Annotated in this window: 13 protein-coding genes; 8 read left to right on the forward strand and 5 right to left on the reverse strand. The window is 71.9% G+C overall.

All coding sequences use genetic code 11. The features are described from left to right. Nucleotides 1-171 precede the first annotated feature (171 nt). The 4 genes from WME79_RS24645 (at nt 172) to nudC (ending at nt 4,576) form a co-directional block, all read left to right on the forward strand. Entirely contained in the window at nt 172-2,799 is a 2,628-nt protein-coding gene (locus tag WME79_RS24645; protein WP_437539575.1) for an ATP-binding protein, read from the forward strand. Nucleotides 2,800-3,013: 214 nt separating this feature from the next. Further along, nucleotides 3,014-3,238 (forward strand): hypothetical protein, encoded by a 225-nt coding sequence (locus tag WME79_RS24650; protein WP_437539577.1) that lies wholly within the window; start codon nt 3,014-3,016, stop codon nt 3,236-3,238. Nucleotides 3,239-3,256: 18 nt separating this feature from the next. Next, complete coding sequence (locus tag WME79_RS24655; RefSeq protein ID WP_437539579.1) at nt 3,257-3,565, forward strand: type II toxin-antitoxin system RelE/ParE family toxin; 309 nt, start codon at nt 3,257-3,259, stop codon at nt 3,563-3,565. A gap of 174 nt (nt 3,566-3,739) precedes the next feature. Next, nucleotides 3,740-4,576 (forward strand): NAD(+) diphosphatase, encoded by an 837-nt coding sequence (nudC, locus tag WME79_RS24660; protein WP_437539581.1) that lies wholly within the window; start codon nt 3,740-3,742, stop codon nt 4,574-4,576. A gap of 7 nt (nt 4,577-4,583) precedes the next feature. On the opposite strand, the gene WME79_RS24665 is transcribed toward nudC, so the two are convergent. Together WME79_RS24665 and WME79_RS24670 are read right to left on the reverse strand one after the other, a co-directional pair. Next, on the reverse strand, nt 4,584-6,053 hold the full coding sequence (locus WME79_RS24665; RefSeq protein WP_437539583.1) for an MATE family efflux transporter: 1,470 nt from the start codon (nt 6,051-6,053) through the stop codon (nt 4,584-4,586). A 174-nt stretch (nt 6,054-6,227) separates the two neighbouring features. After that, nucleotides 6,228-7,325: a Nif3-like dinuclear metal center hexameric protein gene (locus WME79_RS24670; RefSeq protein WP_437539585.1), complete on the reverse strand. Its 1,098-nt coding sequence runs from the start codon at nt 7,323-7,325 to the stop codon at nt 6,228-6,230. Between the two features lie 424 nt (nt 7,326-7,749). Between WME79_RS24670 and WME79_RS24675 the strand changes: the two genes are divergently transcribed. The 3 genes from WME79_RS24675 to WME79_RS24685 all read left to right on the forward strand — a co-directional run bounded on the left by WME79_RS24675 (nt 7,750) and on the right by WME79_RS24685 (nt 10,342). Beyond that, nucleotides 7,750-8,961: a ferritin-like domain-containing protein gene (locus tag WME79_RS24675; RefSeq protein WP_437539588.1), complete on the forward strand. Its 1,212-nt coding sequence runs from the start codon at nt 7,750-7,752 to the stop codon at nt 8,959-8,961. A 120-nt stretch (nt 8,962-9,081) separates the two neighbouring features. After that, complete coding sequence (locus WME79_RS24680) at nt 9,082-9,546, forward strand: DUF3565 domain-containing protein (protein ID WP_437539590.1); 465 nt, start codon at nt 9,082-9,084, stop codon at nt 9,544-9,546. Between the two features lie 262 nt (nt 9,547-9,808). Next, nucleotides 9,809-10,342 carry a hypothetical protein gene (locus WME79_RS24685; protein WP_437539592.1) on the forward strand — a complete coding sequence of 178 codons (534 nt, stop codon included), beginning with the start codon at nt 9,809-9,811 and terminating at the stop codon, nt 10,340-10,342. A 159-nt stretch (nt 10,343-10,501) separates the two neighbouring features. On the opposite strand, the gene lspA is transcribed toward WME79_RS24685, so the two are convergent. Then, complete coding sequence (lspA, locus tag WME79_RS24690; protein WP_437539594.1) at nt 10,502-10,993, reverse strand: signal peptidase II; 492 nt, start codon at nt 10,991-10,993, stop codon at nt 10,502-10,504. 579 nt (nt 10,994-11,572) lie between these two features. Between lspA and WME79_RS24695 the strand changes: the two genes are divergently transcribed. Next, a complete protein-coding gene (locus tag WME79_RS24695; protein ID WP_437539596.1) occupies nt 11,573-12,346 on the forward strand; it encodes a hypothetical protein in 774 nt (257 codons plus the stop codon). A 79-nt stretch (nt 12,347-12,425) separates the two neighbouring features. Here the strand turns inward: WME79_RS24695 and WME79_RS24700 are convergent, their stop codons facing one another. Beyond that, a complete protein-coding gene (locus WME79_RS24700; RefSeq protein WP_437539598.1) occupies nt 12,426-13,814 on the reverse strand; it encodes a DUF1552 domain-containing protein in 1,389 nt (462 codons plus the stop codon). A 22-nt stretch (nt 13,815-13,836) separates the two neighbouring features. Continuing rightward, on the reverse strand, nt 13,837-15,540 hold the full coding sequence (locus tag WME79_RS24705) for a DUF1588 domain-containing protein (RefSeq protein ID WP_437539600.1): 1,704 nt from the start codon (nt 15,538-15,540) through the stop codon (nt 13,837-13,839). Between the last annotated feature and the right edge of the window lie 158 nt (nt 15,541-15,698).

Here is a 15,698-nt window from a genome sequence, read left to right on the forward strand (position 1 = left end):
CCCTGCTCGAGGGGTCCCGCCGCGCGTCACGGTTCGTCACGCGTCACAAGGACGCGCGACGCGACGACGCCGCCCTCGCCGGGCTTGCCCGCGCCCCCTCGCCTGCGGCGCCTTTCCCGCCCCCCCTCCAGCATTGCGACAGCCCTCTCGCCATGGCACGAGCCCGCCCTCATGCCGACCCGCCCCTTCACCCTGGGCCGCTCCCGCCCGCTCTCGGGCGATCCAGGCGCCGCTGGCGCGCGCCCGTTCGAGCTCCCGGCGCACCACCTCGTGACCCACGGCGTGGTCGTCGGCATGACCGGCAGCGGCAAGACCGGGCTCGTCATGGTCCTCGTCGAGGAGGCGCTGCGCTCGGGCGTCCCGGTGCTCATGGTCGACGTGAAGGGCGACCTGCCCAACCTGCTCTTCACGTTCCCGGAGCTCTCCCCGGCCGAGTTCGAGCCGTGGATCGACCCCTCCGCCGCCGCGCGCGACGGCCGATCGACGGCCGACGTCGCCGAGGGGCTCGCGGCGCGCTGGCGTGACGGACTCGCCTCCTCGGGGCTCGGGCCAGCCGACGTCGCCGCGCTCCGCGCCCGCATGGCCCCGCGCCTGCTGACGCCGGGCACCACGGCGGGCGAGCCGGTCCACGTGCTCTCGGCGCTCGAGACGCCCTCGCCGCTCTGGGACGAGGACGAGGAGGCCGCCCGCGAGGCGCTCTCGGCCTCGCTGTCGCTCCTGCTCCGGCTCGTCGGCCGCGACCCGGATCCGGCCCGGAGCCGCGAGCACGTGCTGCTCGCGCACCTCGCCGAGCGGCGGCTGCGCGCGCGGCGGGCCGCGGGGCTCGAGGAGCTGCTCGCGGACCTGGCCGAGCCGCCGATCGCCGCCGTCGGCGCCCTCGGCGTCGACGAGTTCTTCGCCCCCAAGGAGCGCCAGGCGCTCGCCCGCGAGCTCAACACCCTGCTCGCGTCTCCCACGTTCGCCACGTGGCGCAAGGGCGCGCCGCTTGACGTCGCGGCGTGGCTCACGCCGCAGGCCGGCGGCGACGGCGGCGACAGCAAAACGCCGGCGGTGATCGTCAGCGTCGCGCACCTCGACGACGACGAGCGGCTCCTCGTCCTCGGGCTGCTGTTCGATCAGCTGCTCTCGTGGGTGCGCGGCCTCTCCGGCACGAGCGACCTGCGCGCCCTCGTGGTCTTCGACGAGGTCTTCGGCTTCTTGCCCCCGCACCCGGCGAACCCGCCGACGAAGCGGCCGCTGCTCGCGCTGCTGAAGCAGGCGCGCGCCTTCGGGGTCGGCGTCGTCCTCGCCACGCAGAACCCGATGGACCTCGACTACAAGGCGCTCTCGAACGCCGGCGCCTGGTTCGTGGGCCGGCTCCAGACCGACGCCGACCGCGAGCGCGTCGTCGAGGGGCTCTCGGGCGCGGACGGCGGCGCCGGGGGCGTCGAGGCCGCGGCCCTCTCGGCCACGCTGAAGGCGCTCCCCCCGCGCACGTTCTTCGTGCGCGACGTCCACATGCAGCCGCCGTCGTTCCTCGCCGAGACGCGCTTCAGCCTGTCGTGGCTGCGCGGCCCGGTCACCCGGCGCGAGGTGGGCCGGCTCGTCCGGAGCATCTCCCCTCCCCCGCCAGCGCCCGCGCCCGTTCCGGCACGCGATGCTCTGGATCCCAGGCGCATTCACCCCGATCCGACAGGTGATTCTCTGGATTCGAGGCGCGATCACCCCGATCCGACACACAATTCTCTGGATCCGACGCGTGCTTATCCAGATCCCACACGCGCCGCCCTCGGTCCGTCGAGCCCCGCCCAGCGCGCACCTGTTGGCCCAGGCGGCACGATCCTCCTCGACCCGCGCCACACGCCCGCCGCACCGCAGCCCGCGCGCCGCAGAGGAGCCGCTCGTGCGGACGCCGCTCCACCCGCACCGGCACCGCTGCCCCCGGCGGCGACAGCGCCCCCGTCGGCGCCCGATGGCTGGCGGAGCCTCTACGCGCACGCCCCCGCCGCCGCGCCGGAGGGCTTCCGTTACATCCCCTGGGTGGCTGCCTCCGTGATCGCCCACCTGCGCGACACGAAGCTAGGCGTCGCCCTCAACCGGAACCAGCTCCTCGCCGCCCCGCTCCTGCCCGACGGCAAGCCGGACCTCTCGCGCGTCACCCGGCTCGACGCTTCGCTGCTCGCCACGGCGCCCGCCGCTGGCGCCCGCTTCGCCGAGCTGCCCGCCCCGCTCGCGAAGCGCGCCACCGCGCAGGCCGCGGCGCGCGCGCTCCGGGAGCACGCCTACCGCACGACCGAGGCCGCCGTGGCCGTCCACAAGGAGCTCGGGCTCGCGCAGGACGATGGCGAGCCCCTCGAGGCGTTCTCCGCCCGCTGCCGCGCCGCCGCGGCCCGGCTCGCCGCCGCCGAGCAGCAGCAGGTCGTCGGCCGGTTCGCGCCCAAGATCGCGCGCCTCGGCGAGCGTATCGCCGCCGCGAAGGCGCGGTACGACCAGGCCGAGGCTGATGTGGCCGCGCTCCCCGGCGCCGTGGGCGCCGCGCTCCTCGGGCTCGTCGCCGGCCGGGACACCGCCCGGCGCGCCGGGACCCAGCGCGACAAGGCCGCCGCGAAGCTCGAGCGCGCGCGGCAGGAATGGACCGAGGCGGACGCCGCGCTCCGGGACCTCCACGCCGCGCAGGCCGCCGAGCTCGCGGCGCTGGAGCAGCTCCCCCTCCACGCCGGCGAGGGCATCGAGACGAGGCGCCTCGTCCCGAAGAAGAACGACGTCGAGGTCGCCTTCGTCGCGCTCGCCTGGGCCGCGACGCTCGCCGGCCCCGCGTGAGCCTGCGGAGCGACGTCCGCAACCTCGCCCCGAAGCCCGTCCGGCGTCCGGTGCGCACGCTTGAGGCGATCCTGAACGCAGCCCAGCTCGCTGCAGGGATTCCATGCAGTACAGCGCGCCTCCGTCCTGAGCTCGTGTTCCACGGAGACGGAGCGCCTCTGCGGGCCTGCGCCCACGCTTGGCGAACGCGCGCGGACAGCGTAGGCTCGACAGGGTGAGCGTCCTGGTGCGTGGCCGTGTTTCGCGCGGTCGGCTTCTCGTCGACGCCCCGCTCGATCTGCCCGATGACACCGAGGTCGAGCTCATGGTGCTCGTGGAAGAACAGGACAGCCTGGACGCTGCCGACCGTGCCCAGCTGCACGAAGCGCTACGAGCCTCGCGGGCCGAGCTGGAGCGAGGCGAGGTCGTACCGGTCGAGGACGTGCTGGCGGAGCTCTAGAGCGGGTCCTCCCGAGTGATGCGCTACCGCGTCCAGAGCACGGCGCACGCCCGTGCCCAGATGCAGACCGTCTCACGCTGGTGGCGTGAGAACCGGCCCAGCAATCCGGCGCTGTTCCGAGACGAGCTCACCGCCGCCACAGCTCGTCTCGGCGCGTTCCCTGACGCAGGCACATCGTACGAGGAGAGCGACATCGACGGCGTGCGCCGCGTCCTGCTGCCACGAACGAGCTACCACGTGTATTACGTCGTCAACGACGCGACCCGGACCGTGACGATCATGGCGGTGTGGCATTCGGCCCGCGGCCACGGGCCTCCGCTTCGCTGAATCTCTCGCCGCGAGGACGCCCCGCGCTCACGTTGGGAGCGAGCCGATACGCTCGCGCGAGGTCGCGGTATCCCTCCCTCCATCGCAGCGCTAGGCTCCCCCGCATGCAGCCGATCGGCTCACCTGAGCGACGCCTCGACGGGGGGCCCGCGCGGCTCTGCCCCAGGTAACGCCATGCCGTCCTCCCGCTTCCGCGCCGGGCTCGGCCGTCCGAGCTCGGCGCCCGCCGAGATCGCGTGGTTCGCGTTCCACGGCGACGACCTCCTCGTCCGCGCGCCGGGCGACGGCGCCGATCGCTTCGACATCCCGATCGCGGCCGATCTCGCCGACCTTGGCGTCTCCGTAACGCGCGCGCAGCCGCTCGGCGAGCTCGATGGCCGCGCCTGCCGCTCCGCCGAGCTCGCGCAGGGCGCGCCGGCGCCGGCGGGATACGCCTACGTCTCGCTGCGGCGCCTCCACGGGCGCATCGATCCGGAGCTGTTCGAGATCGCAGGCACGGCGTACCAGGTGCAGCACTGGGACAGGGCGCACCAGTACTGCGCTGCGTGCGGCGCCGCGCTCGAGATCGGGCAGGACGAGCGCGTCAAGCGCTGCCTCCGCTGCGCGAGCAACTACTTCCCCCGGCTCACGCCGGCGACGATCGTGCTCGTCGAGGACGGCCCGCGCGTCCTGATGACGCGCCAGGCGCGGTTCCCTGCGGGCATGTACGGCCTCGTCGCCGGGTTCGTCGAGCCGGGCGAGACGCTGGAGGCGTGCGCCGCGCGCGAGGTCCACGAGGAGACGGGCGTCGACGTCGCCGAACTCGTCTATTTCGGCAGCCAGCCGTGGCCCTTCCCCCACCAGATCATGGTCGGCTTCACCGCGCGCTACGCCGGCGGCGAGCTCCGCGTCGACACGCGCGAGCTCGAGGACGCGCGCTGGTTCCACCGCGACGCGCTGCCGCTCTTGCCGCCGTCGCTCAGCATTGCCCGGAAGCTCATCGAGGCCTGGCTCGCGCGGCCGGCGCGGTAGCGGCGCCTCAGACGCGCCGCAGCTTCCACGCGCCGCGGCGGAACACGAGCCCGCCCGCGACGGCAAACGTCGAGAACGCCACCGCGATCGCGACGAACACGCCCGCCGGGCCGAGCCCCGCTGCGCCCGAGAGGCCCCAGGCGAGCGGGATCTCCCAGAGCCAGAAGCAGGCGAAGTTCAGCAGCGTGGGCGTCCAGGTGTCGCCGGCGCCGTTGAACGCCTGCGTGAACACCAGGCCGAAGCCGTAGAACAGGAACCCGCACGCGATGATCCGCAGCGTCTGCGTGCCGAACCGGAGCACCTCGGCGTCGTCCGTGAACGCGCCGACGATGGCGCGCGCGCCCACCGCGAAGACGACGCCTACCGCGCCGAGCATGACGGTGGTCCAGATGCCCGCGCGGTACACGGCGGCCTCGGCCCGGTCGGGGCGCCCCGCGCCAAGGTTCTGCCCGACCAGGGTCGCGGCGGCGTTCGAGAGCCCGAGCGCCGGCAGGATCGCGAACACGATGACGCGCATCCCGATCGTGTAGCCGGCGAGCGCCGCGCTCCCGAAGGGCGCAAGGAGGCGCACCAGGCCGCTCCAGCTCGCCATGCCGATGACGTTTTGCAACGCGCCGTTCGCGAAGAGCCGGAGCAGCGCCGCGAGCGCCCCCAGGTCGGGGACGAGGTGCCGCGCTCGCACCCTCACCCGGCCGCTGCCGCGCCTGAGGAAGAAGACCTGCAGCGCGACGCCGGTCCCGCGGCCAAGGGTCGTCCCGACCGCCGCGCCGGCCACGCCGAGCTCCGGGAACGGGCCGAGGCCGAAGATGAAGCACGGGCCGAGCGCCATGTTCAGCGCGTTCGAGAGCCAGAGCACCCGCATCGACAGCGCCGCGTCGCCCGCCCCGCGGAAGATCGCGTTGATGACGAACAGCATCAGGATCGTCGCGTTGCCGAGCAGCATGATCGAGGCGAACGGCGCGCCGATCGCGATCACCCCGGGCGTCGCCCCCATCGCCGCGAGCAGCCGCGACCCGAAGAGCGCGCCGACCGCCGAGATGGGCAGCGAGATGAGCAGGCCGAGCACGATCGCCTGCCCCGCCATGGCGGCCGCCTCCTCGGGGCGCCCCTCGCCGACCCGCCGCGCGACCGTCGCGGACGCGGCGACCGCGAGGCCCATCGCCACGGCGTAGACGAGCGCGAGGAGCGACTCCGTGAGCCCGACGGCGGCGATGGCGTCGGCCCCGAGCCGCGAGACCCAGAAGACGTCGACCACGACGAAGAGCGACTCCATGACCATCTCCATGACCATCGGGATCGCGAGCAAGGCGATCGCCCGGTCGATGGAGCCTGTGGTGAAGTCGTGCTCGCCGCCGCGGACCGCGTCGCGGAGCGTGGACCAGACGCCCGCGCCGCGGCGCGAGCCGGGCGAGGGCGGCGAGGGTCCAACTGCGTCCGCGCGCAGGTCGGAGGCGGGTGGCGTGCCGTTGTCGCGCATGAGGGCCGGCAAGCTGATCGCGGGGGGCCGTTTCGTCCAGCGGCGTTGCACGCCTTTGCCAAAACTGCCGTCCTCGGCGGGTCCCGAGCGTGCCAGGGAGCTCGGAACACGGGACGCGCGCCGAGCCTTGACGCGCACCGCGTCCCGTCTCCCTCCCTGCGCAGCGCCGCGCCGTCAGCGGATCGAGAACGGATCCCGGTCGCGCGCGCTGACCTCGACGCGCAGCGACGGCACCGCGGCGCGCAGGCGCTCGGCGAGGCGCGTCAGCGCGGCGCGCTCGCTGTTCGAGTGCAGCGCGCACACCACGGTGACGCCCGCGCTCGCCGCGCGGAGGGCGTCGTGGTGGCGCAGCTCGCCGGTCAGGTAGAGCTCCGCGCCCTGCGCGATGGCGTCGTCGAGCAGCGCGCCGCCCGCGCCGGCGCACGTGGCGGCGCGGGAGATGGCGCGCTGCTCGGGGCCGGCCACGAGCAAGGCATCGACCCCCAGGCCCTCCTTGATGCGGCCCAGCAGCTCGGAGACCGGCGCGGCGCCGGCGAGCGGCCCGATCCGCCCGATGCCGGCCCTGAGCGGCTCGGCGGCGAGCTCGACGAGGTCGAACGCCACCTCCTCGTACGGGTGCGCGGCGCGCATCGCCTGCACGACCGCGGCGGTCCGGTCGCGGGGGAAGACCATCTCCAGCCGCACCTCGGCGACGCGCTCGAGCCGGCCCTTCTCGCCGACCGTGGGGTTCGCGCCCTCCTCCCCGAAGAACGTGCCCGTCCCAAGCGTGCGGAAGCTGCAGCGCGAATACCGGCCGATCCGGCCCGCGCCTGCCTCGGCGAGGGCATCGGCCACCGCATCGGCGTGATCCTCCGGGACGAAGACGACCAGCTTGTGCTGCCACGCCTTGGATGGCGCCCTCCTGAGCGGCGCGCGGTCCGCCGACATCCCGAGCGCGTCGGCGAGGACATCGTTGGTGCCCCCCTCGGCGACGTCGAGCGCGGTGTGGGGCGAGTACAGCGCAATGCCGTCACGGATGGCCGCGAAGAGGGGGCTCGGCGCGACCACACGCTTCACGGCCTCGAAGAGGGGCGGATGGTAGGCGACGACGAGATCGCAGCCGAGATCGCGCGCCTCCCGGGCGACCTCGGGGGTGTAATCGATGGCGAGGAGCGCCGCCGACGAGGGCCGCGCCGGGTCGCCCGCGAGCAAGCCGACGTTGTCCCAGGACTCCGCGAACCGGAGCGGCGCGATCGACTCGAGCGCTGAAAGGACGTCTCGGAGGAGGGTCATGAGCGCCTCTATACCAGCGGCGACCGTGGTTCGGCGCAGCGGCGACCGCAGAGCCGAGCGCAGCGGCATCCGCGGAGCCAAACGCAGCGCGACCGCGGAGCCGAGCGCAGCCGGAGACGCTGCGTCGCGCAGGGACCCGGACGGCCGGCTCGATGCCAGGCGGGCCCGGCGCAGCGCCCGACGGGCGCGCGGGCAACGCTGCCCGCGAGGGCTCGCCGCGGCAGCGACGCAATCGATGCAGACCAGGCCTGTGCCATGCTGTGCCGGCCATTCCCGCTGAAAGGCTGCGCCCGCGGATCCCGCGCTGGTACGGATGCTGCTGTTCTCTGGCAACATGGCCAGTACCCCCTCTTCTCCGGCTCAATTTCGGATCGCGCTCGCTCATCAGCTGACACGCGCGATCCTCGCCACGGCGACGCTCAACGTGGCTGTTGGAGGCGCCGCCTGCGGCGGCGACGTCACCCTGGAGCGCGCGTCGGGCGGAGGTGGTGGCCCCGGGTCGGGCGACGAGAGCTCGGGGGCGCGTGGAGGGATGGGCGGGAATGGCGGGCCAAGCGGCGAAACCGTCACGTCAATCCAGGCAGGCGGCGTCCAGTGGACCGAGGAAGGAACGGTCTGTGTCGCCCTGGGCCCCTCGGGACAGGGAGGACAGGGCGGTGCCGGAGGCGCTGCCGGCGAAGGGGGGACTGCCGGCGAGGGGGGCATCGGCGGCTCACCCGCGGTCACGTGCCCGACCTTCGACCCCTACAGCACCTCCTTCCCGGGATCGTCGTCCGGCGCGCCCGCGGGGTGCTGGTACAGCAGCCTCGGTGACGGCGTCCTCCGAGGCGGCGAGTGCTGCTACGAGTTCACCGCGACCTGCGGCGGCTCAGGCCGTCCGTTCCTCGTGGGCGAGCGCGCGCGCACCGCGCGGGCAGAGCGGCAAGCGGCGAGCGCGTGGGGCGCCGCGGCGCAGCCGGACGCGGCGGCGCTGACGCAGGTGACCCGCGCCGCGCTGGCCGAGGCATGGCTCCGCGATGCCTTGCTCGAGCACGCGTCCGTCGCCTCCTTCGCGCGGTTCGCGCTGGAGTTGATGGCGGTCGGGGCCCCCCCGGACCTGCTCGCGGCCGCGCACGAGGCCGCGGGCGACGAGGTGCGCCACGCTGCGCTCTGCTTCGGCCTGGCGAGCGCGTACGCAGGCGCGGCGCTCGCGCCGGCGCCGTTCGCGTTTGGCGGGCGGGTCGAGGTCGCCTCGGACCTGCCCGAGATCGCAGCGCGTGCCGTCCGCGAGGGCTGCATCGGCGAGACGCTCGCCGCCGTGCAAGCCAGCGAGCAGCTCTCGTGCGCCACCGACGCCGCGGTCCGGAGCGCCCTTGCCACGATCGCCGAGGACGAGGCCCGGCACGCCGAGCTCGCATGGCGCTTCGTGGCCTGGGCGCTCCAGACGGGCGGCGAGCCGGTGCGCCAGGCGGTCTCCGAGGCCTTCGAGGCGGCCCTCACCTCGCCTCCTCCGGCCGCCACGGCGCCGGACGCCGAGGCCGGCGCCCTCGCCGCGCACGGGCGCCCTGACGGCGCGGCGCTGGCCGCCTCCCACCGCCGCGCGGTCGCGGAGGTCATCGCACCGGCGATGGCCGCGCTGCTGGGCGCGTGGTCGTAGCAAGGACGCGATCCGACGTGTCCCGGGGGTATGGACGATAGACAGACGCAGCTCGCTCCGGACACGCGGATCGAGTGGAACGACGTCCAGAAAACGGTAAGTAGCAAGTAGATTGAGACGATGCGTCGATCGATCACGGGATACCATCAGGACGATGTGAACGATTGGGTGGCCGAGCTGAGCTGTGGACATGGCCAGCACGTCCGGCACAAGCCACCGTTCTTCTCGCGCCCCTGGGTCGTCACGTCCGAGGGCCGCGCATCGATGCTCGGCACCGAGCTCGACTGCGTGCGCTGCGATCGACTCGAGATGCCTGACGGGCTGGTCGCGTACAAGCGGACGGCCGATTTCGACGAGGTCACGATCCCTTCCGGCCTGCGAAAGAACCATTCCACCAAGCCCGGCGTATGGGGGGTGATCCACGTGATCTCGGGGCGGCTCCGCTACCGGATCGATGGGCTCGGCGGTCGAGAGCTCTCTCTTGATCCAGAGAGCCCAGGGATCGTCGCCCCCGAGGTGCTGCACCACGTCGACCCCGACGGCCCGGTGCGGTTCTTCGTGGAGTTTCGACGCAAGGGCGGGTGACCCGACCCGCCGAATGGGACGGTTGCACCGAGCGTTCTGGGTCCTCATGATCCGGTCCTCCATCGCTCTGCTGGTCGCCGTCGGCATCGGGTGTAGCTCGCCGTCGTCCACCTCGACGGCGAGAGTCTCCGCGGCCCCTGCAGAACCAGGCCGAGCTCCGGCGCCCGGCGCGACCACGCCCCCGGCCGGCACCTCCGCCGTACAAAGCCCGACGCCGGCGGCAGCACCCCAGGCCACCACGGACACAGCTGAGGGCTCCAAGGTGAGCCTCGACGATCCGCGGATCCAGAAGATCAGGGCCCGGTATCAGGACATCCAGGCCCGCAAGGACCTGAAGCGAAGCGAGCTTCGCTTTGAGTGCGCCGGCGGCGAGGGACGCGGCGAGCTCCGGTTGTACCAGGCGGACGGCGCGATCCAGAAAGCGGAGATCGCAGCCTCCGACGCGGGGCACGGCGAGTCGACGTACCAGTTCTACTACGACCAGGGCAAGCTGGTCTTCGCGCTGCACGGCGATGGATCCTGGGCCTTTGACGAGACGAGGGGCACGCCGGACAAGCCGGCGACGACGACCAACGTCACGCAGCGCCGGTACTATCTTCACGAGGGTGAGCCCGTGCTCTGCAGCAAGAAGCACGCGAAAGGTCCCACGGAGAAGCTCGGCCCCTTGCTGGAGCAGGCGCCCAACCGGCCTGACGATTGCTCCAGGGCAAAGGAGACGCAGCAGATCGCCTCCGCCGCCCTGGCGGGCGCGAAGACCAAGACAACGGATGAGCTGAAGAAGCTGCTCTGTAATTGAGCCCAGCGGCGCGACCGCACGGCCAATCTTCTTGAGATATCCCAGACATCGGACCGGAAGACATGCGGCGCGCAGGCTCTTCCTCCAGGTCATGCCTCCCCTGGCGGAGCTGCTCGTGGAGCCGGCATGTTCGGGCGAGACTGTCTCACGAGGCGGAGCTCAGGACACCTCGCGCGGCTCCTGGCGCGCACGCCTGAACATCGCGATCCCGAGCAGGATCCCGCCCGCCACGATGGCGATGTCAGCGACGTTGAACACCGGCCAGCGGTGAAGGTGGATGAAGTCGATGACGTAGCCGCGGACGCCGCGATCGATCGCGTTCCCGAACGCGCCGGCGACGATGAGCGCGTACCCGGCCTGCTCGGTGACCGAAGCGCGGCGGCTGCTCCACCAGCCGAGGATCACCACGCCGATGGCGATCATCGAGAACACGAAGAGGACCGCCACCTTCGCCGGCGATTGAATGCCCCGGAGCAGGCTGAAGGCCATATCGCGATTCTCGGCGTAGCGGAGATCGAGCACCCCCGGCACGATCGACAGGGGACCTCGCTGCTCGAGCGCCGCCTGCGCGACCGCCTTGGTCGCATGATCGCACCCCACCAGGGCCAGCGTGAACAGAATCAGCACCCAGCCCATCACACGTCGCGCCATGGCCGATGGAACACGGGGTCCCGGTGGTTTGTTCCCGGTCTCTCACGCAAGAGATGAAGGTCTCGAAGAGCGCCTCCAGCGGCGACCCGAGGCGAGCGGCGGGCTCGATCGTCGGCGCGAGGTCGCGAAGGGCCCCATTCGCTCCACACCCGCGGGTCCAGATACGAGATTCACGGCGCTATTCGGGCCACCACCGCCCAGATTGCGCAGCGTTCGCGCAACGGAGCGAGCCTCCGCGCGATCCGGACGGCCTGGACACCGCGAAAGACGCCCCGATCGGCGATTTCTGGCCGCCCGACCCCTCTCAACCCGCACGGCACGGCTCCTGCCAAAGGGCTACACGACCGCCGCGCCACGAGCGTCGCCTGAGGTTCTCATCGCCGACGCGTCCACGACTCGGCTCCTTCTCCAGCAAGCCGCGCCGGGGGACAGGATCGCTGTCCCCGAACGCTCCGTGATCGCGCCGCTGGTGGCCTCGCCCTCGTGACGCGGGGCCGCCGCGCACGACCGACGGCCGGCCGGCGCCTCCACCCTGACATCGAACACACAACCTCGCTCGCGATCGAGAGGAAGATCAACATGCACACTCACGGCCTACTCGCCTCCGCCGCCGCCCTCAGCGCCCTCGCCCTCGGCGTCTCGCCCGCCGCAGCGCAGACCCCGCGCACCATGGTCGAGGCCTCCGCGCTGATCCAGGGGATGCCCGGTCCGCCGACTCACCAGGTCGGGCCGCTCTACGGCGAGCCCGCCGCCGTCGCCGAGATCGACGCCGGTCCCATCGTCTGGAACAACTACCTCCGCACCGTCGCCGGAGTTGCCCACGGTCGATCGCTCGCCCAGCTCGGCGGTCTCGACGTGGAGATCGCCGCGGCCGGCGACAAGCGCGACTCGACGCAGTTCCCGAACTACGGTCCAGGCGCCTCGAGCGCGGCCCGGTTCAAGGACTCGGCGGTGGTGCTCTCCGGTTTGCCGGCGGGCACGCCGGTGACGCTCACCTTCCGGGTCGACACCAGGAGCCTCGCGACCGCCTCCGGCAACGGCGTCGCCTCCAGCACCTGCAACTTCACGGTCAACGGCTCCACCAGCACCGCCAACTGGAGCTTCAGCTCGCTCCGCAGCCCGGCGCCGGCCCCGATCCCGGCGATCACCGTCAACACGCGGGTCGGCAACCGGATGTCGTTCGATGGGACTCTCCGGCTGACCGGCAGCGTGCCCTGGATCATGCAGGGCAGCCCTTCGATCGGCGGCGAGCTCGCCGCCAGCGCCCATTGCGGGCTGGTCCTCGAGGCCGCGTCGGCGCCGGTGACCCTGCTCGCCGACTCCGGCCACGACTACGGCACGCCTGTCCTCTGATACCGCGGGATGTTCGACACGCTGCTGGGCCGCTGATCGCTGTTCGACTCGGCCAGCGCCGCACCGCGACGAGCAGGCGTCAGGCGAGGAAGCCTGACAGCGGTCCGCAATTCGGCTCGATGCCGATGCCGGTCGCGGCGTGGCCGAGCGCGTTCATCACCGACGTGAGCAGCTTGTTCGAGCTCTGCGCGGTGGTGTTGTTGATGTACTGGCCCACGTTCACGCCCAGGTTCTTCCCGCCGATGACCAGGTACTGCATGTCCCGCGGGTTGTGGCTGTGGTTCGTGCCGCTCTCCACGCCCCAGAGCAGGATGGTGTTGTCGAGCATCGTGCCGCTGCCCTCGCGGGTGCCCGCGAGCCTCTTCGCCAGGTACGCGATATGGCTCGCCCAGAAACGATCGAACAGCATGAAGGCCTGGCGCGTGGTCATCGACTCACCACCGACGCTGACGCTGTCGTTCGTGCGGCTGACGTGCGCGACCACGTCGTGCCAGCTCTGGCCAAAGCCGAGAAGGCCCTCATGGTGACCGCCGGAGAAGCTGAAGTGGTAGTCCGCGACCCTCGTGCGATCGCACGCGAACGCGCTCACGATGATATCGGCCTGGATCTGCGCCCAGCGCGTGATCGTTGTCGCGTTGTTGGTGCTGCCGTTGTAGCCGGAGGTGTCCGCGCGCTCGCACGCCGCGCCGGCCGGGACCGACGTGCCGCCGCCGCCCATGCCCGCGATGCGCTGTTCGAGCTCGAACAGCGCCTCCACGTGGAGCTCGAGCTTCTGGCGCTCGGCCTGGCCGAGGAAGCGCTGGATGGTCTTGAGCTCGCCCGTGTTGATCTGGAGGATACGCTGGTCGGCCTTGCGCTTCGCTTCCGCGACGGCATCCGGCACCCCGCCAGGCGTGGGCGTCGGCGTGGCGCCGTCGAAGGTGACGCCGCTGAAGATCGTGCTGAACGCGCGCGCGGGGTCGGCCGTGTGCGTCATGGGCTGGCCGGGGCCGCTGTACGAGATGATATGGCGCTTGTCGGCGCCGCCGCGATCGGCGACGCACAGGTGAATGCTCGCGAGCGGCGTGCCCCCGCGCAGATCGGAGTTCTTGAGCAGGATCTGATCGAGCGAGGGACCGTTCGCGTGGTGCGAGCTCTCGTCGATGAAGCGCGCGCCCGTGAACAGCTGCGCCATGCCCGCCTCGTGGTGATTCCCGACCGTCCAGGCGTGGTCGAGCCGGCGCAAGAACAACATGTTGCTCTCGAGGCCGCGGAAATCGGCGAGCGGCTCCTGGAGCTGGAACGTCGATCCGCTGCCGGTCGGCCACCACTCGGGCGGGTGCGAGTCGGGCGTGAAGATCAGCACCAGCCGCTTGGGCACGAGGGTCTGCGCCTCGACCTCGCGGTGGCGCAGCAGCGGCGCCAGGAAGATCGCGCCGGCCGCCGTCTTCAGGATGTCTCGTCTGGATACGTCGAAGGGCTTGGGCATGTTCGATCCTCGATGGCCGTAGCTATTCGCGCACGCGCTCCACCGTGCTCGGCGAAGAGAGGAGCGCCACGAGCAGGTCGCGCAGGAGACCGGTGCGATCCAGCGCCGCCGTGCCCTCCACGACCGGCGGAATACCGCGCGCAGCCTCGACCTGGCCGAAATAGAAGCGGAAGGCCTGCCGCGCCACGCACTCGCGGACCCAGGTGCTGCGCGACAGCGCTTCTCCCAGCCCCGCGGCGCTGTCGTACTCGCCGTCGACGTCGGTGTTGAGCAGCCGGCCCGCCGCGTTGATCGGCTGCGGCGCGGCCATGGGCGCGGTGAGCGACGGGCTCCTGTACTGCTCGAGCGTCCGATAGCGGCCCGCGCCGTCGAAATTCTCGAGCATGAAGCCGACGTTGTCGATCAGCGAGTGGCAGGTCTTGCAGGCCGCCTGCGCGTTGTGCGTCTCGTACAGCTCGCGCGTGGTCTTCGGGGCCAAGCGCAGCTCGCTCTCTTCGATCGGCGGCGGCGTGAAGTTCTCGGGCAACGTGATGTGCTGGCACAGCAGCTGATCGCGGATGAACAGGCCGCGGAGCGTCGGGGACGTGAGGTACTGCTTGGCTGTCTTGGAGAGCACGGAGCCGAGGGAGAGCAGGCCGCTCCGCGCGGTGTCCGTCGCGCCCGAGGCGTCGCTGCGGTAAAACGCGGAGAGCGCTTGATCGGCCTCGAGTACAGGCGCCGTGAGCAGGCTCGCGATCGAGCCCTCCATGCCTCCGTTCGCGCGGAGGAAGCTCTGCGTCTCGGCGAACATCGTCCCCTTCACATCCGCGAAGCCGGGGAACACGTCCTCGAACTTCTCCACCTCGGCCTCGAACGTGTGCAACCGCAACCACTGGACGAGGAAAGACCCTAGCTGGTCGGCGGCGCCCGGCGTCGAGAGCAGCTGCTCGATGTGACCAGGAAGCAGCGTGGGATCGGCCAGCTCACCGCGATCGGCGGCGGCGACCAGCGTCGCAGAGGGCGGCTCGCCGAGCACGCTGTACGAAAGGAAGGTCGCGATCTCGTGGTCCGTCAGCCGGAACGCGGCTTTCGCCTCGTCGCTCGGCGCGCCGATCTCGGTCCGGTACAAGAAATAGGGCGAGTTCAGCACGCCCTTCAGCACCCAGCGGAACGGCAGCGCCGGATCCCCGGCCTCGGCGGCGAGATCGAACACTTCGCCATAATTGGTCAGGTCCTCCGCCGTCGCGGGCCGCCGGAACGCCTTGCTGACCGCCGCGCGCACGAAGTCCGCCTTGCACGTCGCGTCAACCTTGCCGCACGGAATCAACGCGCTGAGCTGCCGATCGCTGAGCGCGAGCACCGCGGCCTCGGCCTTGGACGCGTACTGCTCGGCCAGGGTCACGCGGACGAGCCCGCTGGTGGACATGTTCGGATAGATGCCGTTGTCCGGCACAGGCTCCATGTCCGAAACGTCGATCGACACGCCGAGCAGGTCCTGGACGGAGCGGCCGTACTCTTCCGGGGTGAGCAGCCATGTGCGGGCGCGCAGCGCCGTGGAGGCGGGCGTGGGCGCCGCGTACGGCAAGCTGCCGTCGGCCTGCGGCGGGGGAACGTCGCTGCCGGTCTCGCCGCCAGCCGCTTCGGTTTCGCCGCCAGCCGCTCCCGAGGACGGATCGCCAAGCTGCCCGGTGCAGGCGGGCGCCAAGGAACCCACAACGAAGATCCAGCCAAACGATCGAAGATGCATATCGGATCTCCACATGGGCACGCGGCGCCAATCGAGACCGCTCCCGTCGAGGAGGCCGGAAGTCCAGACGCACTCCGCAAGTCGAACCGCCCGAAGCCGCCTACCCTCTTACAGCATCATTGTTGCGCTGCAGTGGGTGGCGAAGGTGCCGCTGCGCA

Source organism: Sorangium sp. So ce726, assembly GCF_051521405.1.
Taxonomy (GTDB): domain Bacteria; phylum Myxococcota_A; class Polyangia; order Polyangiales; family Polyangiaceae; genus Sorangium.